At 61.1% G+C, this 19,389-nt stretch carries 20 protein-coding genes; 7 read left to right on the top strand and 13 right to left on the bottom strand.

Features of this window, described 5'->3' with window-relative positions:
• Positions 1–48: 48 nt before the first annotated feature.
• The 3 genes from BEP01S_RS13575 to BEP01S_RS13565 all read right to left on the bottom strand — a co-directional run bounded on the left by BEP01S_RS13575 (position 49) and on the right by BEP01S_RS13565 (position 4,681).
• Positions 49–930 (bottom strand): SDR family NAD(P)-dependent oxidoreductase, encoded by an 882-nt coding sequence (locus BEP01S_RS13575; protein WP_062244136.1) that lies wholly within the window; start codon positions 928–930, stop codon positions 49–51.
• Between the two features lie 120 nt (positions 931–1,050).
• On the bottom strand, positions 1,051–3,636 hold the full coding sequence (gene pheT / locus BEP01S_RS13570) for a phenylalanine--tRNA ligase subunit beta (RefSeq protein ID WP_062244135.1): 2,586 nt from the start codon (positions 3,634–3,636) through the stop codon (positions 1,051–1,053).
• Between the two features lies 1 nt (position 3,637).
• Positions 3,638–4,681 (bottom strand): phenylalanine--tRNA ligase subunit alpha, encoded by a 1,044-nt coding sequence (locus tag BEP01S_RS13565; protein ID WP_062244134.1) that lies wholly within the window; start codon positions 4,679–4,681, stop codon positions 3,638–3,640.
• Positions 4,682–4,861: 180 nt separating this feature from the next.
• On the opposite strand from BEP01S_RS13565, the gene BEP01S_RS13560 reads away from it, so the two are divergent.
• The 4 genes from BEP01S_RS13560 to BEP01S_RS13545 all read left to right on the top strand — a co-directional run bounded on the left by BEP01S_RS13560 (position 4,862) and on the right by BEP01S_RS13545 (position 8,589).
• Positions 4,862–6,493 carry an acetolactate synthase large subunit gene (locus BEP01S_RS13560; protein WP_062244131.1) on the top strand — a complete coding sequence of 544 codons (1,632 nt, stop codon included), beginning with the start codon at positions 4,862–4,864 and terminating at the stop codon, positions 6,491–6,493.
• Positions 6,494–6,653: 160 nt separating this feature from the next.
• Complete coding sequence (locus BEP01S_RS13555) at positions 6,654–6,947, top strand: hypothetical protein (RefSeq protein WP_157070575.1); 294 nt, start codon at positions 6,654–6,656, stop codon at positions 6,945–6,947.
• Between the two features lie 43 nt (positions 6,948–6,990).
• Positions 6,991–8,061 carry a DNA polymerase III subunit beta family protein gene (locus BEP01S_RS13550; RefSeq protein WP_157070574.1) on the top strand — a complete coding sequence of 357 codons (1,071 nt, stop codon included), beginning with the start codon at positions 6,991–6,993 and terminating at the stop codon, positions 8,059–8,061.
• 21 nt (positions 8,062–8,082) lie between these two features.
• Positions 8,083–8,589 carry a hypothetical protein gene (locus BEP01S_RS13545; RefSeq protein WP_062244122.1) on the top strand — a complete coding sequence of 169 codons (507 nt, stop codon included), beginning with the start codon at positions 8,083–8,085 and terminating at the stop codon, positions 8,587–8,589.
• 19 nt (positions 8,590–8,608) lie between these two features.
• Here the strand turns inward: BEP01S_RS13545 and BEP01S_RS13540 are convergent, their stop codons facing one another.
• Positions 8,609–9,268, bottom strand: a complete 660-nt coding sequence (locus BEP01S_RS13540; protein ID WP_062244112.1) for a pentapeptide repeat-containing protein — start codon at positions 9,266–9,268, stop codon at positions 8,609–8,611.
• Between the two features lie 737 nt (positions 9,269–10,005).
• On the opposite strand from BEP01S_RS13540, the gene BEP01S_RS13530 reads away from it, so the two are divergent.
• Positions 10,006–11,436, top strand: a complete 1,431-nt coding sequence (locus BEP01S_RS13530) for an IS481 family transposase (protein ID WP_062244110.1) — start codon at positions 10,006–10,008, stop codon at positions 11,434–11,436.
• Between the two features lie 818 nt (positions 11,437–12,254).
• On the opposite strand, the gene BEP01S_RS13525 is transcribed toward BEP01S_RS13530, so the two are convergent.
• On the bottom strand, positions 12,255–12,491 hold the full coding sequence (locus BEP01S_RS13525; protein WP_062244107.1) for a hypothetical protein: 237 nt from the start codon (positions 12,489–12,491) through the stop codon (positions 12,255–12,257).
• Positions 12,492–12,512: 21 nt separating this feature from the next.
• The gene (locus tag BEP01S_RS16850; RefSeq protein WP_152609563.1) at positions 12,513–13,352 is read right to left on the bottom strand and encodes a DUF2599 domain-containing protein; all 840 of its coding nucleotides are present in this window, start codon (positions 13,350–13,352) and stop codon (positions 12,513–12,515) included.
• A 702-nt stretch (positions 13,353–14,054) separates the two neighbouring features.
• Here BEP01S_RS16850 and BEP01S_RS13515 point away from each other — a divergent pair.
• Positions 14,055–14,288, top strand: a complete 234-nt coding sequence (locus tag BEP01S_RS13515; protein WP_098731330.1) for a hypothetical protein — start codon at positions 14,055–14,057, stop codon at positions 14,286–14,288.
• 281 nt (positions 14,289–14,569) lie between these two features.
• Here the strand turns inward: BEP01S_RS13515 and BEP01S_RS13510 are convergent, their stop codons facing one another.
• From BEP01S_RS13510 to infC, 6 genes are all read right to left on the bottom strand, one after another.
• Entirely contained in the window at positions 14,570–14,821 is a 252-nt protein-coding gene (locus tag BEP01S_RS13510) for a hypothetical protein (protein ID WP_039206673.1), read from the bottom strand.
• 50 nt (positions 14,822–14,871) lie between these two features.
• The gene (locus tag BEP01S_RS13505) at positions 14,872–15,165 is read right to left on the bottom strand and encodes a hypothetical protein (RefSeq protein ID WP_152609562.1); all 294 of its coding nucleotides are present in this window, start codon (positions 15,163–15,165) and stop codon (positions 14,872–14,874) included.
• 149 nt (positions 15,166–15,314) lie between these two features.
• Complete coding sequence (locus BEP01S_RS13500; protein ID WP_062244105.1) at positions 15,315–16,136, bottom strand: TrmH family RNA methyltransferase; 822 nt, start codon at positions 16,134–16,136, stop codon at positions 15,315–15,317.
• A 188-nt stretch (positions 16,137–16,324) separates the two neighbouring features.
• Entirely contained in the window at positions 16,325–16,714 is a 390-nt protein-coding gene (gene rplT, locus BEP01S_RS13495) for a 50S ribosomal protein L20 (protein ID WP_025779787.1), read from the bottom strand.
• Between the two features lie 127 nt (positions 16,715–16,841).
• On the bottom strand, positions 16,842–17,048 hold the full coding sequence (gene rpmI, locus BEP01S_RS13490; protein WP_062244103.1) for a 50S ribosomal protein L35: 207 nt from the start codon (positions 17,046–17,048) through the stop codon (positions 16,842–16,844).
• A 100-nt stretch (positions 17,049–17,148) separates the two neighbouring features.
• The gene (gene infC / locus BEP01S_RS13485) at positions 17,149–17,799 is read right to left on the bottom strand and encodes a translation initiation factor IF-3 (RefSeq protein ID WP_244882237.1); all 651 of its coding nucleotides are present in this window, start codon (positions 17,797–17,799) and stop codon (positions 17,149–17,151) included.
• A 278-nt stretch (positions 17,800–18,077) separates the two neighbouring features.
• Between infC and BEP01S_RS13480 the strand changes: the two genes are divergently transcribed.
• On the top strand, positions 18,078–18,449 hold the full coding sequence (locus BEP01S_RS13480) for a DUF1844 domain-containing protein (RefSeq protein ID WP_039206663.1): 372 nt from the start codon (positions 18,078–18,080) through the stop codon (positions 18,447–18,449).
• A gap of 110 nt (positions 18,450–18,559) precedes the next feature.
• Here BEP01S_RS13480 and BEP01S_RS13475 read toward each other — a convergent pair whose 3' ends face one another.
• Positions 18,560–19,273 (bottom strand): TetR/AcrR family transcriptional regulator, encoded by a 714-nt coding sequence (locus BEP01S_RS13475; protein WP_062244097.1) that lies wholly within the window; start codon positions 19,271–19,273, stop codon positions 18,560–18,562.
• Positions 19,274–19,389: the final 116 nt, after the last annotated feature.

The raw sequence follows: 19,389 nt of genomic DNA, 5'->3' as shown, positions 1-19,389 counted from the left end.
GGTGTTACTGTACAGATCTTCATTCTGCCTCGGTTCTTTTGGCCATCTTCAGCCCAGCACGAGTCGACGGGTCGAATCCGACAATCCGCCAGCCGCCTCGGCGATGAGCGACTCCTCCGAATCCTTACCCGCACGGACATACCTTCCGGTGTAAGCATCCAGCGTCCCCGAGGCCAAGGCCAACGCGAGACCAGTCACCTGCTCAGGTGAGGTCCAGTCATCACCGGTGCGGAAATCGTGAACGGGCATCGACTTCGTCATTGCGGTCTCGACGACGCCGGGAGCCATTTCGAAGATGCGCAGTCCCTTCTCGTGACCGAAATGGACGACCGAATCGGCGAGACGGAACAGCGACGCCTTCGACGCCGAGTACACGGCGTAGGCGGGTGTCCCCTGCGCCCCCGACCCCGAGTTGAGGTCGATGATCCGGCTGGGACGGCTGGCCGCCTCGGCGTTCGTGATCAGCACAGGCGCGAACGCATTGATCATGAGCGCAACCCCGGTGACGTTCGCGTCGACGACGCCTTTGAGGCTCTCCGGATCGGCGTCCCACAGCGAGCCCTCGGTCGACTCGATGCGACCGGCATTGTTGATGAGCACCTGCAGTCGCCGGCCGGCCTCTGCCTCGAGAGCGGTCACGGACTCACGCAGAGCCTTCACCGCGGCGATATCGTCGGTGCGCAGTCCGACCCCGGTGACCGCTCCCCCGGTCGCCTTGCCGATCTCGTCGGCCGCGTCTTCAGCGCTGCTCGCCGAGGTGGCCGTGACGATCACGTGATACCCGGCCGTCGCGAACGCCTCCGACAAGTGGCGGCCGATTCCGCGGGCACCGCCGGTGATGAGTGCGATCGTCTCCGCCGGGACTGCGGTTGCCTCGGGTGCGTTCTCGCCGGTGGGCATGGTGGTTCCGTAGGGCAGCTTCTCGGACATATCAGGGCTCCTCAGCGATGGTCGGTTTCGGGTGGTCGATTGTAGTAGTGCGCGGTGCGGGTACGGTAGAGCCCGGTCGAACCACTCTAACGGTTGACCGGGCTCTGTGACGCACTGTTCTCAGCTGCGGACTTCGGCGCCGTGACGTTCGGCGGCCAACTTCGTTGCCGCCTCACGCATCGCCGAGGCCTCATCGGCCTTGAGCGTGCGATCTGGGGCGCGGAAGGTCAGGCGGAACGCCAGCGACTTCTTGCCCTCGGGCAGCTGGTCGCCGGTGTAGAGGTCGAAGGTCTCTAGCAGTTCGAGCTCCTCCCCCGCACCTTCGCGCAGCGTCGCGGCCAGAGTCTGAGTCGGCAGCTCGGCATCGACGATGAGCGCCACATCCTGACGCGACACCGGATAGGTCGACAGCGCACCGTCCCAGGCTCGCAGGTCGTCTTGGGCCAGCAGTGCATCGAGGTCGATCTCGAAGGCGACGGTCCGAGCCGGCAGGCCGAGGTTCTCGCACACCTTCGGGTGCAGCTCACCTGCATGGCCGAGCACCTGACCGTCGGCGAGGACAAACTTCGCCGCACGGCCCGGATGCCACGGAGCGATCTGGTCGGCCTCGACGGTGACCTCGAGGCCATTGACCGCAGCGATCCGGCGCACGGTATCGATGACGTCGGTGGCCTCGGCCTTGCGCCCCTTGCCCCAGACTCCGGGAAGCTCCGCATTGCCGGAGATGATGCCCGCGTAGTGGTAGGGCTGGTGCGGCACCGAAGCGTAGATCTTCTCGAGTTCCACCTCGGTGGGGTGATATCCGGGCAGGTGACGCGGTCCGGGACCCTCAGGCAGGCCCGCCGAGGTGGACACCAGTCCCGCCTCGAAGAGCGCGACATCCTTCGCCCCGCGGCCCTGGTTGCGAACGACGAGGTCGACCAGCGTCGAGAGCAGGTTGGTGCGCATGAGCGGTAGGTCTTCGGACATCGGGTTGGCCAGGCGCACGTGCTTGCGGCGCACATCATCGGCCTCGAGCCGCAGCTGATCGTCCCGCTTGTCGTTTGTGAACGGGTACGACAGCACCTCGGTGAACCCATCAGCAGCCAACAGGTTCGAGACACGGCGACGCGTCTTCTGCGCGACAGTCAGTCCGTTGCCTGCCCGAGCGGCGGGCTGAACGGACGGAATCCGGTCATAGCCGCCGGTGCGGGCGACTTCCTCGATGAGGTCGACGTCGTCGGTGATGTCCGTGCGCCAGCTGGGCACGGTCACGGACACGGTCTCATCGTCCTTAGTCGACACGGTTGCGCCGATGCCCTCGAGCAGTGAGGTCACCTCGGCGACGGTGTAATCGACACCGACCAAGGAAGCGACACGGGCGACCTTGAGGTCGAGAATGGTCGGCTCGGGAGCCTGACCGACCTGCGTGGTCGCCGGGCTGAGCGTGCCGCCGCCGAGTTCGACGAGCAGATCCGCGCAGCGACGAGCCGCCACAGGGGCGAGCTTCGGGTCGACTCCGCGTTCGAAGCGACGCGAGGCCTCCGAGGACAGCTTGTGGCGACGCGAGGTGCGAGCGATCGAGATCGGGTCGAAGTGTGCGGCCTCGATGACGACGTCGGTCGTCTGGTCGTTGACCTCGACATCGGCGCCGCCCATGACGCCGGCCAGTCCGATGATCTTCCCACCCTTGCCGCTGGGGCCGCCCCCGCGGTCGGTGATGAGCAGGTCCTCGGGATCGAGTTTGCGCTCGACATCGTCCAGAGTCGTGAACTTCTCGCCTCCACTCGCACGGCGGACGACGATTTCGTCACCGAGCAGCGAAGTGTCGTAGGCGTGCAGAGGCTGGCCGAGTTCGAGCATGACGTAGTTCGTGACGTCCACGGTCAGGCTGATCGGACGCATTCCCGCCTGCTGCAGGCGACGCTGCATCCAGAACGGAGTCTTCGCCTGAGGATCAAGACCGGTGACCTGGAGGGCAGTGAACTGGTCACAGCCGGCCACCTCGTTGATGGGGTTGTTGTCCTCAACCGATACCGGGTAGCCATCGTCGGTGGCCGCACTGGTGGGAGCCACCTCGGCGGATCCGATATCGGTGAAGGTCTGGCCCTTCATCTGCGCGTATTCGCGGGCGATGCCGCGCATCGACAGCTGGTAGCCGCGGTCGGGGGTGACGTTGACGTCGAGGATGACCTGGTCGAGGCCGAGCAACGCGATCGCGTCATCGCCGGGCTCACCGGTCAGGCCGAGGTCGGACAGGACGATGATGCCGGAGTGATCCTCGCCGAGGCCGAGCTCCTTGGCCGAGCAGATCATGCCATCGGACTTGTGACCGTAGGTCTTCCGTGCGGCGATGGCGAAGTCACCGGGCAGGACGGCTCCGGGCAGGCAGGCGACGATGAGGTCGCCGGGCGCGAAGTTGTGCGCACCGCAGATGATGCCGCGGCTGGGACGTTCCTCGCCGGGCTGCGGGTCCTTCGGATCATCCTGGGCTTCGTTGTGTTCGGGGCCGACGTCGACGCGGCACCAGTTGACGGTCTTGCCGTTCGAGTGCTCTTCTTTGACGAGTTCGAGCACGCGGCCGACGACGAGGGGGCCGGTGATCTCGGGTCCGAAGAAGTCCTCTTCCTCGAGTCCGATGGACGCGAATTCGGCGGCGAGGGTATGGGGGTCGGTCTCGGCTGGGAGATCGACATAGTCGGCCAGCCAGTTCAGTGGGACGCGCATATCAAGCCTTCATTCCGAAACGGGCCGAGAAGCGCACATCGCCTTCGACCATGTCGTGCATATCGTTGATTCCCTCGCGCAGCATCAGGGTGCGCTCGATGCCCATGCCGAAGGCGAAGCCCTGGTAGACATCGGGGTCGATGCCGGCGGCGCGCAGCACATTGGGGTGGACCATTCCGCAGCCGCCCCATTCGATCCAGCCGGGTCCACCGACCTTGTTGGGGAACCAGAAGTCCATCTCCGCGCTCGGTTCGGTGAACGGGAAGAAGCTCGGGCGCAGGCGGGTCTTCGACTCGGGGCCGAACATCTCGCGGGCGAAGCCGTCGAGGGTGCCCTGCAGGTTCGCCATGGTCAGGCCCTTGTCGATGGCGATGCCTTCGATCTGGTGGAAGACAGGGGTGTGCGTGGCGTCGAGCTCATCGGTGCGGAAGGTCTTGCCGGGGCACACGATGTAGAGCGGCACGCCACGCTCGAGCAGTGAGCGTGACTGGACCGGTGAGGTGTGGGTGCGCAGGACGAGGCCGGCCTCGGGAGGCTCGACGAAGAAGGTGTCCTGCATCTGGCGAGCAGGGTGGTCGGGACCGAAGTTCAGCGAGTCGAAGTTCAGCCACTCGGATTCGATCTCGGGGCCTTCGGCGATCTCCCAGCCGAGGCCTACGAAGTAGTCCGCGGCCTGTTCCTGGATGAGGCTCAGCGGGTGGCGAGCGCCGAGGCGGCGACGGTCAGTGGGCAGAGTGACGTCGATGGCCTCTTCGATGAGCACGGCCGCATCGCGTTCGGCTTCGAGTTCGTTAAGGCGTGCGTCGTGGGCCTGCTTGACCTGTCCCCTGGACTTGCCGACGATCTTGCCGGCGGCGGCCTTATCGGCCTTGTCGAGTGAGCCGATGGCTCGGTTGGCGAGCGCCAGCGGGGCTTTGTCGCCGGTGTGGTCGATCTTCGCCTGCTTGAGCTCGTCGAGAGTCGTCGCATCCGCGAAAGCCTTGAGTGCCGCGTCGACGGCCTGCTTCACGGCCGACTCGTCCAAGGGGTCGAGTTGGTCTGTCATCAATGTCCTTTTGTCCGTACTTGCCCGCAGCTGAGGGGACGTCGTTTCTCTTCGCCTGCAAGTCTATCGTCTCCCCCGGCAGGGCCCTGGTCGGGTCCGCTGGGTGGGTGGTCCACCTCGGTGATGGAGGTGTGGGACCGGTCATAGGGACTGAGCGGAGAAAAGCGTAGGGTCGGGCACATGACGACACAACGTGCATCAGATGTCATGGTCAAAGCGCTGGAAAACGAGGGCGTCGAGCGGATCTTCGGCATTCCCGGTGAGGAGAACCTCGACTTCGTCGACTCGCTGCGGACCTCTTCGATCGAACTCATCCTCACCCGCCACGAGCAGGCGGCCGCGTTCATGGCCGCGACCTACGGGCGGTTGACGGGTAAGCCCGGGGTGGTGCTGACGACCTTGGGGCCGGGCGCGCTCAACCTGGCGACCGGGGCTGCGTACGCCCACCTCGGCGGGATGCCGGTCATCATGATCACCGGGCAGAAGGGCATTCGCACGGCCGAGCAGGCGGCGTTCCAGATGGTCAATACGGTGGCGACGATGGACCCGCTGACGAAGGTGAGCAAGCAGATCACCTCGGCGGCGATGATTCCGACGATAGTCCGTGAGGCGTTCCGCGCCGCTCAGGCCGAGCGTCCGGGACCAGTGCACCTCGAACTGCCCGAGGACATCGCGGGGATGCCGGTCGACGGGTTCGAGCTCGTCGAACCGCATACGAACGGTCGGCCCGTCGCCGGGGATACGGCGATCGCGAACGCCGCGAACGTCATCAAGGAGGCGAAGAACCCGCTGCTCATGCTCGGTGCGGATGCTTCCCGGGCCTCGTGCAGTGAGGCGCTGTCGCGTTTCGTCGCTGAGATGCGCATCCCCTACGTCACCACGCAGATGGGCAAGGGGTCGGTGACGGGCGCGTCGGATCTGTACATGGGCACGGCGGCGCTGACGTCCGGTGACTACGTCCACGACGCGATCGATGCGGCCGATGTCATCGTCACCATCGGTCACGATACGACGGAGAAGCCGCCGTTCACGATGGATGAGACCGGGCCGACCGTCGTGCACATCGGGTACCGTCCCGCCATCGTCGAGCAGGTGTATTTCCCGCAGTTCGAGGTCATCGGTGACCTGGGTCCGTCCCTGGACAAGCTCGCCGAGGTACTCGGCGGTCCCGTGCCCACCGCCGAGGCGCTCCTTCCGATGCGTGATGAGATCCTCATCAAGATCCACGAGGGAGCCGACGAAGATCGGTTCATCCCGCAGCGCATCGTCCAGGAGGTCCGCGACGTCGTGCCGACCGATGGGATCGTGACCCTCGACAACGGAATGTACAAGATCTGGTTCGCCCGCAACTACCGCACGACCCGGGCGAACACCCTGCTGCTCGACAATGCTCTCGCGACGATGGGCGCCGGGCTGCCGTCGGCGATCGGGGCGAAGCTGACCTACCCGGAGCGTCGGGTCATGGCCGTGGTCGGCGACGGTGGGTTCATGATGAACAGCCAGGAGCTGGAGACCGCTGTGCGTTTGGGTCTCGATCTTGTTGTCGTCATCCTCGAGGACAACGCCTACGGCATGATCCGGTGGAAGCAGGCTGCGGACGGATTCCCCGACTACGGTCTGACTTACGGCAACCCTGATTTCGTGAAGTACGCGGAGTCGTATGGGGCCACCGGCACCCGCGTCGAGGATGTCGACAGCATCAGCGACGCGCTGGAGAATGCGTTCGAGGCCGGCGGTGTGCACGTCGTAGTAGTGCCCGTCGACTACTCGGAGAACAAGCGCGTGCTCATCGACGAGTTGGGGAAGCGGTGAGGCACTCAGCCCATCCGGCCCTGATCGGGTAGCTGGTCGATTGCTGCGGTCACGGATCTTCACGATTCTGCTGGGGATCTCCACGCTCTGTGCGTGGGGATCTCTCGGCGAGATCGCCAAAGCCGTCCTCCGGGATCGACCGATCAATTCACTGCTCTGGGTGATATTCGTGGTGGCGGCCGCTTCGGCGATGGTGGTCTGGGCTGTGTTTCGGGCGCGAAGTGTCAGGCTCGAGGTCAGAAGCTTCATCGGCAGCGTTCCGCTGGGAGTCGTATTGCTGTGCTCGTTGGTGGGCGGCTTCGTTCTGCCGTCGCTGTTGGTCGGCGGAGCAGACCTCGTCGACGTGGCCGTCACCGCGGTCGTGGCAGCGGCGATCTGTGTCGCTGCGTTGATCTACCTGCGCAGAACCTATTTCACTCCCCCGGACAGCCCGGAGGGGTTGGACGACGAATGACAGGGGTTGACCTTCAAGTCGGTTGAGACCGGACAATGTGCGAGTGACTGATTCTGACTTGATGCCGATCGGCGCCTTCGCCCGAATAGTGGGTCTGACGGCGAGCGCGCTGCGATTCTACGACGATGCCGGCATCCTCCGCCCTGACCACGTCGACGCCCAGACCGGATATCGCTTCTACAGTGAGGAACAGATACACACGGCCGAGAGACTGCGGGAGCTTCGCGAGCTCGGAATGCCGCTGCCCGATGTCTCTCGGTTCTTCACGGCCGAAACTGCGTCCGATTCTGCGGAATCGCTGCGGCTCCTGAATGACCATATGCGCAGGGTGTCGGCTGAAAACGCGCGATTACACCACGTGGCCGCACGCCTCACCCAGTCTTTGCAATCGAAGTCTTCGGCATCGTTGTGCGCTCTCCCCGGGCCCATCTTTGCCGCAGCAGTCGACCAGCTTCTGGCCACTACCACCGACGATCCCAGCTTCCCCGTTCTCAACGGGGTTCGCCTCTGCGTCGAACCGGACGCACTCGCATTGGCGGCGACGGACCGTTACCGCTTCGCCAGTCGTACCCTGGTGCCGAGCCGGTCTGCAGGTACGACGTGGGCAGGCACCGTGTCCGGCGATGCTCTTCGGAACACCGTTTCGATGGTCCGCAGAAGCCCGACAGTGACTCTCGCGGCTCACGAAAGTTTCCTGCACCTCGTGCTTGAAGACGGCACCGTGCACCAGTGCCCATTGATCGATGAGCCATTTCCGGATACCCACGACTTCTTCGAGTCCCTACCGACAGCAGTCCACCACTGCATGGTCGACCGCAGGCAGCTGTTGGGGACGATGGAACAGAGGCCGCTGGAAAAGCTCGGTTTGCGACTCACCTCGAGTGGGATACAGGTTCTGGCTCCTGATGACGTCCCCGATCTCGAAGGCACGGGTGATGACTCTGAGATCACTCTGTGGTTCGAACTCACGACACTGCATCCGGCTATGACCAATGCGCTCGGAAACGATCTCATCCTCGACGTCTCTGCGTCGGATCAACCCGTCATCCTGCGCTCAGCTGATGACGGAGACTTCACCACCGTCATCATGCCGTGCCAGGCACCCGCCCACTGATACAGACAGGAGCAGACCACCATGACCTCTACACCAGCCGCACCCGATCCGACGATGGAGACGATCGGTCGAGCCGTCGAACTCGGGAGAGCAGGTGACGTGGACACGGCTCGGCGCCAGCTAGTCGACCTCTGGCAGGAGGTCGGCCCCTCCGGCGATCCCTTCCATCGCTGCACACTTGCGCACTATCTCGCCGATCTCTTTGATCACCCGGCCGAGGCACTCATCTGGGACATTCGAGCTCTCGACGCCGCTGCTTCGCTCAGTGATGAACGCGCGCAGGCACATCACCAGTCGCTTCAGGTCGCCGGCTTCTATCCCAGCCTCCACCTCAATATCGGTGACAATCTCCGACGGCTGGGATCATTCGATACCGCGGCGGAGCACATCTCTGCGGCAGAGGAACACAGCGAAGCATTGCCTGACGACGGTTATGGACGAGTGATCCGCACAGCGATCAAGGAAGTAGGTGCTGCCATCGACCGGCGCGATACCGCTCGCCGCGCCTCGGCGCCCGGCGGTTCTTAATTCGACCGGCTTGTGGCCCTCACTCCACGGTGATGCCGAGTTCCGAGGCGAAGAGTTCGGCGAAGAGCATGAGCTGGGTGTCGTCGATGGTCGCTCCGCGCAGCGAGTGCACGCCGGAGATCTTGTGCGGTTCCAATCCCCGGATGTCGACGTTGCCGAGGGTGGCGCCTTCGCACTGGAAGACGCCGACACTGCTGCCCGTAAACGCGACCCGGCTGACCTTCGCCCGGTCGAGGTCGATCTCGTCGATCTTGCAGTCGCGGAACTCGACATCGGTGAGCTTCGCCCCGCGCAGGTTGAGGTAGGAGATACGGCAATCGGTGAATCGCACCTTCTCCCACACGCTGTCATAGACAACGCCGGCACCGATCCGTGTTCCGGAGATCTCGGTGTGCAACAGGTTTCCACGGGTCATGTTCCAGGTGTCGGCACGGCAGTCCGCGATCTCGGTACCGGAGATCCTGGCTCCGGTGAGGTCGATCGGTGCGTCGGCATCGCCGAAGTTGACGTTCGACCATCGGCAGTCGAGGAACGTCGCTTGGGTGGCGTCTGCCTCGGCGAGGTTGAGGTCGATGAACTCCATGCCTTCGAGGAAGTCCTCTGAACCGATATCGCCGAGGAATCCCTGAACCAGATCGCCGAGGCTGAGCTTCGGTGGGCGTGGGGCTTCGATTACCATAGGGTCACCCTAGTCGCTTCGGATGACGCAGCTCGGAATATCAAGTTCGCCGCCGCAACTTGCCGCTTCCACTCCACCCATTTCCGTGCAGAATAGTCTTTCCAAAATAGAGTCATGACACCTCGCGACTCTTTTTAAGTTGAACAACGCATTCTTCAAGGTCTAGTTCCTCGCCCACGACGGGAACTTGCTTCGAATCGTGGTTCCAGACCGGCGCAATACCGGCATACGCAGCCAAATGACCATCTGGCTGGAACGCGATGCAATCACTGGCTGTCAGGAGGGCCTCAAGACGAGGGACCAAATAAGTCAAACTGGTCGCTTCTACCTCTACGTCCATAGGTTCAACCTACGCGGGCGCGTCCCGTCTCATGAGGGATCGGGAACAGCAGGGATCATGCCGATTGGTCGCGTGCGTAGTATCGCGTGCATGATCCTCGTCGCTGCTGGCCCCGGCCTTACGATTGGCAAGGACAACGGGTCAGAGTCACCCGACCTCAAAATGTGCGGCGTCGTCCGGGTAGTGTAGGGAAGGTGCATTCGGTAGCACCTGTGGATTGAACCGGTGTGTAACCTCGCAACATCGTGGACACCGAACCTCACCACTTCAGGGACAACCGATCTCAGAGCTTTGTATGTCCTGTCTCAACACATCGTGGACACACGATCTCATGACATCGGAGACACTATGTCTCATGACTTCGTGGACACTGGCAGCGTCGTGGTAGCCGGAGAGAATGACGAATTCTCTGACACCCCAGATCCGAGCAGCCATCATCAACTACGACCCGACGCAGCCGAACGCGCTGTCCGTCACCGAGTTCTGCCGCGCCCACAAAATCTCACGTAGTGCCTTCTATAAGATCCGCACCCGCAGCCAACAAGAATCAACCGCGGCGCTGCATCCCCGGTCGCGAGCTCCGAAACAACCCGCCCGGCGATACGGTCGCCAGGTCGTCAATGAACTCGTCCGAATCCGCAAGCAACTCAAAGCCGACGGATGGGACTATGGCCCCCGCACTATCTACTACGAGGCCGCAATCTCCGAGACGTTCCCGGCCACGACGATCCCGTCGCCGGCGACGATCGCCCGCCTGCTGGCCAGCGTCGGCCACGTCGATGCCTCACCGAAGAAGCGCCCCAAATCGTCCTACATCCCTTTCGTCCGCGCCACCGCAATGTCGTTATGGCAACTTGATGCCTTCGAATACGACCTGACCGATGGTCAGACGGTGACGATCTATCAGCTCCTCGATGACTCCACCCGGTTCGACGTCGGCACGACCGCTCATATTCGTGCTGAGAACAGTACGGACGCCAAATCGGTGCTCGCAGACGCGATCGCTGCTCATGGTGCCCCGCAGGAGGTCCTATCGGACAATTCCTCGGCGTTCAACCAACTTCGGCAGGGCACGATCGGAGCCGTGGAAGTGTTCCTCGCCTCTCATGGAACAATGCCCATCAGCGGCCTGCCAGGCAAGCCGACGACGCAGGGCAAGAACGAACGCTCCCACCAGACACTGGTGCGTTTCCTCGACGCGAACCGGGCCGCAACGGTCGAGCAGCTGCGGCGAATTATTCGGCGTTTCCGTGATCAGTACAACTCGCGTCGGCCGCACCAGTCGCTCAACGATGCCACGCCGACTCAAGCATGGAACCTCGTCGAGCACACTCCGGCCACCGAACCGATTCCGATGGCTGTTCTTGAGGCGAAAGCACGAGAATATCTACAGGCCCGTTTGCAGCGGCAGAATCAGCTCAACCGTGCTGGGCTGACGATCACGAAGAATGGACATGTCCTCCCGGACACCGCTTCGGATAGGCAGCGTTCTGATCAGTCGGTCGTAACCGTCACGCGAGCGAACCGGCAAGTGTACTATCACGGCTATCACGTGTCGCTGCCGTCGACTTTTGCTGATCGGCAGTTTTATCGTACGATCACCGATCAGACATTCTTGCTCACGGACATGGGCACCGGTGAGATTGTGTTCTCCTTCCCCTTGCCGATGGTCGCTCTCGGCGTACGAGGACGCTTCATTTCTTCCTATGCGATCCGTGGAGTCCAGGTCGCGAATCCGACGAAGCAATGGCGCATAAAATACGAACAGTATGTTGAAGAGTTCGCCTCGCGTGGTGAGGATATGCCCGACGTATTCATGCTCCGGTAGATGAACTCGATTCCGGACCGCTCCCTCCTCAGCGGAGGCAGCGGTAGTTGTGTACAAAGCTCTGAGATCGGTTGTCCCTGAAGTGGTGAGGTTCGGTGTCCACGATGTTGCGAGGTTACACACCACTTCGTTACACAGGTGCCACCGAAAAGCGCTTCCGTACAGGTAGTGTCGACCATGCTCAACAAGTCCCTGGCATCAATCTTCGCCTGGCGCGGAAACAGGTCGGCCGTTTTCCGCACCGCTAGTCAAGGCAACGAAGCAAAATTGGCACCACAATTCCAGACAGCCGCGCAGGAAACGCACCGATCGTTATCGAATGGTTGACGATGACGAGCACTCTGCCCTACTCGATTGACAACCTCAAGAGCGAGTCCCTAATCGCGATTCTGTCCCGGGCGAGTTGGTTGTCAAAGTCCCGCTAACCTTCCGACCCAATCCGCACCCGTGACGGGTGGTAGAGCCCCCTCGAGGCCGAGCCACACGTCGCATTCGCAGTCCACCACAGGTTTCATCGGCTGTCCATCTCAGTGGTCGCATTTTGCCATGACCGCCGATGCAGCCACCCACTACACGACGAGACCTCAACAGTAGTGAGCCAAGTCCCAATCAGTAGTCACGGCAGACAAGATACCAGGCTATCCCCCGGATCATCCACGACAGAGCAAAATAGCAATACTAGTACAAGAGACCAAACAACATTCCCCGCGTCTTAATCCATACAGTCAAGAATATATACTTCCGGTGAGACTCCCGCCCTGCCTCCGACCGCAGGGCGGGATAGCGTTCACAAGAATGCGAAAGTATGAAGAACTCAGCTAGACTTTCATATCCGAGCGACGCTTAATCCACGACGCAAGAACCAATAGCGCGATAAGAACCGGACAAGCGATTGCTACCAGCATCGAACCAAACCCAATTCCTACCAGAAGGTCAGATCCCGCGAACCCGCCGCCATCGGTGGAAAAGGTAATTAGTGCAATTCCGATGATTGCCAATATACTGAGCGAGAACAGCGCTATAAGAACAATAAGAGCCGGTTTGAATAGTTTCATTTTAACAGAATCCTTTACCTATTACTTCCGGTTGCAACGATCGAAAGGGTTCGCGATCTGCTGCCATTTCTTAGTGGGCCGCCAAGACTCCATATTATACACTCCCGTCGGGAACCATGCCCCTACAACGTGACAGAGAAACTGCTGTTCGATATTGTAGTTCCAGTATTTCTTAGTGTTCGCAGATCCAAGCACCTTCTTCGCATGCTTGACATGTGTTTTATGCGTGTTCAAGGCATTTTGCTTCCTTCCAAGCCTCGTAGGATCTAGATTCACGACATATTTTTTGCCAGATTTTTTAGTTACCCAGCCCTTGTTGTACCAAACAGTTGAAGCGTATACATCGACGGACACAGGCTCCTTGACCTCATCATTTCCTGCCACGAACTTCGGCGTAATCGTTTCACCTTCTAACGCCAGTTCGGAATGAACAGGTTCGCCATTGCTCGAGCGAGTAGCTTCAATTACTATGCCGCCGACGATTTCTCCATTTGCGTCAGTCAGCTGAATCGACTGATCACCCTGGTCGTCTTCTACGACCTCGACATCAGTACCATCCTCAACTTCGGTACGCAGAGTGGCATCGCCCGGATCCACGCGGTTCAATGAAAATTCGGCCCCTGTTCCGTTCTCAACGACCGCAGGGCGATGATTGTGGCTGCCGACCGTCGGAAGTAAAACGTTGAATCGCGAAACCGGGCCCTGAAGATCAAGTGAACTCTTGTTGATCTCAGCACTTGCTTCCACGTTGATGGCAGTTGGTTCCGGGACTTCCTGGGCCACTGCCCCAGAGCCAACCTGGACTGTTGAAACGCTTGCCAGTAGTAGGGCTAGCGAAACCATCGCGATCGGTCTCGACATTGTCCGACTCATCGTTGCTCTCCTGTGAATGTTTCGTTCTGCTGGTTGGACATTACTTGAGCGGTCGAACGTCTGAAGCACGACCAGCAGGTACAAACTATCAAGCGATGTTGCGTTCCCGCTTCCCTCAAAAGTATGAAATTTGATGCTTAGTCCTCAGGTGAGTTGTGGCAAGATTCCCTTACTCGTTGCTTCCGATCACGTTTACCGCCTTGGCGACATCCTGTCCTGCACGGCCAGGCAAGCAGTTTGTATTTCAACGCAATCGAATGTTCAACGACTTGACAAACCTTATACTCACCATCATCGGCGGTCGGCATACTCCAAGGGTTACCGCAGCATCCAATTCAATGGGCAAAACATTCCTCGAGCCTGGAGATAAAAAGATGAATATCACAAAGGTGCAACTGTTCTCCGATCGCTTTGCGACTCTAACCTCGATCAGTTACGACAACGTTTGGAGATGAACCACCAAGCCTAGCTCTAGCTAAAAAGGCGACCGCCGGACGACGCTTGCTAAAGCAACAATAGATTTTGTAAGTTTCTCCAGTCACCACTAGCATTTGATAGCGGAGTGGGTATGTTCATAGTCAGTCCTCGATCAGACCCATTAGCCCCGTATCCGACCGGTCCAGGTAACTGAATCGCGCAGGGTTTGGTCGGTAGACGATAGTGTAGGCAGATCCCCACTCGAATGCAGGGATGAAGCCGCTAACAACGATCCTATCCTTGCCCGTTGTCGACCCGCCGACCAAAGCGAACTTCTACGCCAATGACCTTGGACTCGAAACTGACGGTGTAAAGAACGGCATCGTCGCTTTCGAGTTGCCCCATCTATCTATCTTCTTCATCGCCGCAGACGAGTATGGACAATATCTCGAGCTCCCGGGCCAGCCGGGTTCGAAGTATCCGGTTCCGGGTGCCAGCATCGTCTAGTGTGCATTCGCCACGCGAGCCGAGATCGACGAAGTACTCGACCGTGCGGTTGCCGCTGGTGAATCAGCCGATCCGGGTCCAGACGTCGATGGTTCGTGCATGGGCTACTTCACTGACCTCGACGGCTACGTCTGGGAACTAGTCGCAAACAAGCAGACCGCGAAGGCCGCTGCCGCGGCCGAACAGTTCCGCACTCGGCGGTTGCGCCAGTCACACCGATTGGCTGAAACGACTACGTCAATGCGACGCCGGTGATCGCATCCGAGACCGGCAAATCCCGATCAATAAAGCGGCGGGGTCCCGATCTCCAGTTGCTGCCTTTCGACTTGGTATTTGACGAGAAGAAGGATCACGAACGCGGGAATCATGATCGTGAAGACGCTCCACTGCTGCGTGGCATCATTTGAATTGAAGCCGATGCCCATGAAGAACAGCCCGACGATGGCGCATTGCGCCACGATCGTCAGCCCTTCTCGGAGGGCTTTCGCGCGCAATGAACGTATGGTCAGCGGTTCAGTGGCCGTGGTGTCCATTCCTCTGTTCCTCACTGTCGCTCATCTTTGAGTTGGCTCGTGTGCGGCTATCAGTTGAACTGTCTCTGGGAAGTCAGTCCGCCTCTCATCCCCATGCTCGGGACTTCAACGAATCCTCGACGCTTCACTTCCGAGACATAGATGACGTACTCCTTGAGAAGTATCACAGGCAACGCGATCGTCACCAGCATTTGAGGCACCGATGGTGAGGCATCGGTGCCGAAACCAATAGCCCAGAAGATCAGCGCGCCCGCCCCAAAAGCCACCACCGAGCTTCCGGCCTCTTTGAGGTGATGGTGTCTCAGCATCGATAGCGACATCGGCCTTTCGACTGTTTCAACCATTCTCGACTCACCACCCTCGCTGATCCGACTGTTCGGCTAGGTTCCTTGTCGCCAAGGATAGCTCAGACCACGGAAAAAGTGAACCGTTCTGGAGGTCCAGCGAATGCCGTAAAGGCATCCGAATGGAGTCACCGAAGCCTCCCGCAGCATCACATCCGCTGGTTGCGCGCACTCTCGTAGATGCACACGCCGGCGGCGGTGCCCAGGTTGAGGCTCTCGGCCGAGCCGTAGATCGGGACAGCCACGGACGAATCGCACAGCTCCAGATCCTCGGCGCTCATCCCCCACGCTTCGTTGCCGAAGACCCACGCGGTTCGTGCGGTGAGATCGAGACCGGTGTCCCACGGGTGGTGAAGATCGTGGGCTTCATCGTTCGCATCGGCGGCAAGCACCTGCAGGCCGCGCGCACGGGCCAGTTCGGTCACCTCGGACAGCCCGACTCCGGTGACGACGGGAATGTGGAAGAGCGAACCGGCGGTCGACCGCACGGTCTTGTCGTTGTAGACATCCACCGACGATGAGGTCAGCACCACGGCGTCGGCCCCTGCGGCATCGGCCAGGCGAATGATCGTGCCGGCGTTGCCCGGGTCGCGCACCTGCGACAGGACGACGACGAGCTGCGCGTCCTTGTCGAGCACGGAGGTCAGCTCCACGTCGAGGGTCGTGCACACGGCCACGACACCCTGAGAGTTCACGGTCGATGCGAGCTCGGTGAGCACCTCGGGGGTGACGATGCTGCACTGCATGCGACCGTGCTTTGCCGCGGAGACGAACTCGGGGTGCTCCTCGGCGGCCTCCTCGGTGATGAAGAGCTCGACGACGGAGCCCTTGCGCGCCAGTGCCTCACGGACGGCCTGCGGACCCTCGACGAGGAACTGCCCCGTGGCCTTGCGATCACGCCGTTTGAGCAGCTTCGCTGCGTTCTTGATCCGCTTCGACTGAGGCGAGGAGATGACGTCAGGGAGTTTCATGAAACCGTGTTCTCGATCCGTTGAATGCTGAAGTGGAAGAAGTGGGTGCCGAAGAGGCAGGAAACATAGGAACCAGGCGAGACCTGGCAGAAAGACCGACGGCCCCGAACCAGCAGTTCGGGGCCGTCGTCGATCACCGTGGCGATCGGTCAGTCACAGACGTGACCGGAGTCTTGAGTTGACGCTGCTCAGGCGGCGTCGGTCTTCGCTGCGTTGACGTCAGCAGGAAGAGCATCCTTGGCGACCTTGACCAGGTGCGCGAAGGTGGCCGAGTCGTTCACGGCGAGCTCGGCGAGCATGCGACGGTCGACCTCGACTCCAGCGGCCTTGAGGCCCTGGATGAAACGGTTGTAGGTCATACCGTTGGCGCGAGCACCAGCGTTGATGCGCTGGATCCAGAGACGACGGAAGTCGCCCTTGCGCTTGCGGCGGTCACGGTAGCTGTAGACCAGCGAGTGGATGACCTGTTCCTTGGCCTTGCGGTACAGGCGCGAGCGCTGTCCGCGGTAGCCGCTTGCCCGGTCGAGGATGACCCGGCGCTTCTTGTGAGCGTTGACCGCTCTCTTCACACGTGCCACGTGTTACTCCTTTAGAAAGTTCGTATCTGCCGGCAGTGCCGGACTCTGATTCAAGCTGTGGGAGTCGATATCGACTGCCCGTGGGGGTCCCGGAGACTGTCCGGGAAAGGAAGACCCGAAAGGGGTCTCACCTGCCCTTGAGCTTGCCCAGAAGCTTGCGGGCCATGGCGCGGTCGCCGCCGGTGATCTCCTGGTCGGTGGACACGCGGCGCTTACGAGCCGAGGACTTGCCCTCGAACTTGTGCTGGTTGTTCACGCCTTCACGCATGATCTTGCCACTGCCAGTCACGCGCATGCGCTTCTTGGCGCTGCTGTTCGTCTTCTGCTTCGGCATAGTGCCGTTCTCCTTTGCAATTCGTCGCCGGCGTCAACCGCCGGCAACTACTTCACACGCACAGACCAGGACGGACCTGGAACGCGACGTACTTAATTTCTCACGCGTCCGGGCGAGCTGAGTTCTTCTCTGCAGCCACCCGGTCGCGACGGGACTTCACCTCGGCGGACTTGCCCTTGGCATCTGCCGATGCCTTCCGGGCCTCCGCCTTGGCGTCAGACTTTGACTTGTGCGGGGCGATGACCATCACCATGTTGCGTCCGTCGACTCGCGGTGAGGATTCGACGGAGCCGAGGTCGGACACATCTTCGGCCAAGCGGTTGAGCAGCTTGATGCCCATCTCGGGGCGGGACTGCTCACGTCCGCGGAACATGATCATGACCTTGACCTTGTCGCCGCCTTCGAGGAAGCGGGTGACGTGGCCCTTCTTCGTCTCGTAATCGTGTTCGTCGATCTTGAGACGGAAGCGGATCTCCTTCAGCGCAGTGTTCGCCTGATTCTTCCGGGCTTCTCTGGCTTTCTGGGCAGATTCGTATTTGAATTTTCCGTAGTCCATGAGCTTGGCTACGGGTGGCTTCGCCTGCGGGGCTACCTCGACGAGGTCGAGGCCAGCTTCGCCGGCGAGATCGAGTGCCTTGCGAATGGCAACGATACCGACCTGCTCACCGTTGGGTCCGACCAACCGGACCTCGGGAACCCGAATCCGGTCATTGATGCGCGTCTCGCTGATGTGTTCACTCCTTTTGCTCAAATGTGGTCGTGACAACGAAAAAGGCTCCCGTTGACACATGCCAAGGGAGCCTGCACACACGAGCAGTACGGTAGACGTACGTTCAGTGAATACACCTCGATCTGGACCCGATCAGACTTTGCCTGACGGACAGATCTTCGGACCCGATCGCTCTTCGCGATCAAGGTGGGAGACAGACTCCGCTTCGCACCAGCTACCAGTGTACTACGCTTCATGACTCTTCGCACATCGAGGCCCTGGTGTGATCGCCGCATTGATTTATATGTCAAGCTTATGGCATGAGTTCTGAAGAATCCGTTCCCGCCGAGGCGATCGCCGACGTTACGCGCGACATCGCCGAGGTCCCCGCTGTCGAGGTCATCACCTCCAGCGCCGTCCACCTCATGTCCGCCGCCGCCGTCAAGTGCGGTCTTGCCGAGGACACCGCCGAAGGCCGCGGTGCCGACCTCCAGGACCTCGACGAGGCCCGCAAGCTCATCACCGCACTGGCCGGGTTCGTCACCGGTGCCGCCACCGTCATCGGCGACCACCATGCCCGCCCGCTGCGCGATGGTCTGCGCAGCCTGCAGCTGGCCTTCCGCGAGGCTTCGGAATACCCCGACGCCCCCGGCGAAGGCCCCGGAGAGAAGTTCACCGGCCCCGTCCGCTGACTCTCCCCCGCTGACCGTTCAGGCCGCGGCCCTCGATCGACGATCGGGGGCCGTTGTCATATCCTCATTCGCCGAGGCGGCCGTGTCCTTGCCCGCAGACGTTCACCGATTCACGCTCCGAGGCGGCCGATCACCTCGGACATGAGATCGTCTTCGACGTGGTCGAATCCCGGCCCGAACTGGCCGAACCGCAGACCGTTGATCAGCCCGATCACAGCAACCCAGATCGTGATGGTCTCCAAAATCACGTGATCGTCATAGTCGAGACCGAGTTCCGCAAGCCCGTCCCGCAGAGGCTGCAGCGCGGCCTCCATCCCTCGCTGCTCCCTATTGGCCCGTGAATTCTTCGCCGCTGATCCGCTCGCTTTCGCACCGCTCTCAGTTGCCACCTCGGTGTCGTTCTGAGTTGCCGCGATCAGCTCCGCGAGCGTCACCATGATCCGAGTCCCCGGCACCACGGTCTGCTCACGCGGTGCCTCATAGTCGGCGATCGGGGTGCCGTAGATGAGCGCCCATCGATTCGGGTAGGCGCGAGACCACTCGAGCATCCTCACGGCGAGAACCTCCACGCTCCGCTCCCCCTCCATGGCTTCGTCGACAGCGTCGGCGATCTGGGTGTAGGCGTCGCGAATGAGGATCGTCAGCAGTTCATCGCGGCTCTTCACGTAGCGGTAGACCGCACTGGAGACGACTCCGAGCTCGCGAGCGATCGCCCGCAGTGACAACCCGTCGACGCCGTCATCGTCGACCATCCTGTTGCCGATCGCGGTGATCTGAGCTTCCGTCTCGATCCGGGCGCGCTGTCGTGGGGTCGTCTCCGTCATGGCTTCACCCTACTTTCCGAGAGCAAAGATAACAATAGTGATCACCGCTCTTGAATTGAACAGCTTCGAGGCCTACGCTGATTTCCGAGAGCACCGCTCTCTGAATAATTGGGACA

It is taken from the genome of Brevibacterium epidermidis NBRC 14811 (genome assembly GCF_001570805.1).
Taxonomy (GTDB): Bacteria; Actinomycetota; Actinomycetes; order Actinomycetales; family Brevibacteriaceae; genus Brevibacterium; species Brevibacterium epidermidis.
This window is presented reverse-complemented; position numbering and strand designations above follow the sequence as displayed.

Coding starts and splice junctions, on each gene's coding strand:
- BEP01S_RS13575 (WP_062244136.1), bottom strand. CDS start 930: ATGTCCGAGAAGCTGCCCTACGGAACCACCATGCCCACCGGCGAGAAC.
- pheT (WP_062244135.1), bottom strand. CDS start 3,636: ATGCGCGTCCCACTGAACTGGCTGGCCGACTATGTCGATCTCCCAGCC.
- BEP01S_RS13565 (WP_062244134.1), bottom strand. CDS start 4,681: ATGACAGACCAACTCGACCCCTTGGACGAGTCGGCCGTGAAGCAGGCC.
- BEP01S_RS13560 (WP_062244131.1), top strand. CDS start 4,862: ATGACGACACAACGTGCATCAGATGTCATGGTCAAAGCGCTGGAAAAC.
- BEP01S_RS13545 (WP_062244122.1), top strand. CDS start 8,083: ATGACCTCTACACCAGCCGCACCCGATCCGACGATGGAGACGATCGGT.
- BEP01S_RS13540 (WP_062244112.1), bottom strand. CDS start 9,268: ATGGTAATCGAAGCCCCACGCCCACCGAAGCTCAGCCTCGGCGATCTG.
- BEP01S_RS13530 (WP_062244110.1), top strand. CDS start 10,006: ATGACGAATTCTCTGACACCCCAGATCCGAGCAGCCATCATCAACTAC.
- BEP01S_RS13525 (WP_062244107.1), bottom strand. CDS start 12,491: ATGAAACTATTCAAACCGGCTCTTATTGTTCTTATAGCGCTGTTCTCG.
- BEP01S_RS16850 (WP_152609563.1), bottom strand. CDS start 13,352: ATGTCGAGACCGATCGCGATGGTTTCGCTAGCCCTACTACTGGCAAGC.
- BEP01S_RS13515 (WP_098731330.1), top strand. CDS start 14,055: ATGAAGCCGCTAACAACGATCCTATCCTTGCCCGTTGTCGACCCGCCG.
- BEP01S_RS13510 (WP_039206673.1), bottom strand. CDS start 14,821: ATGGACACCACGGCCACTGAACCGCTGACCATACGTTCATTGCGCGCG.
- BEP01S_RS13505 (WP_152609562.1), bottom strand. CDS start 15,165: ATGGTTGAAACAGTCGAAAGGCCGATGTCGCTATCGATGCTGAGACAC.
- BEP01S_RS13500 (WP_062244105.1), bottom strand. CDS start 16,136: ATGAAACTCCCTGACGTCATCTCCTCGCCTCAGTCGAAGCGGATCAAG.
- rpmI (WP_062244103.1), bottom strand. CDS start 17,048: ATGCCGAAGCAGAAGACGAACAGCAGCGCCAAGAAGCGCATGCGCGTG.
- BEP01S_RS13480 (WP_039206663.1), top strand. CDS start 18,078: ATGAGTTCTGAAGAATCCGTTCCCGCCGAGGCGATCGCCGACGTTACG.
- BEP01S_RS13475 (WP_062244097.1), bottom strand. CDS start 19,273: ATGACGGAGACGACCCCACGACAGCGCGCCCGGATCGAGACGGAAGCT.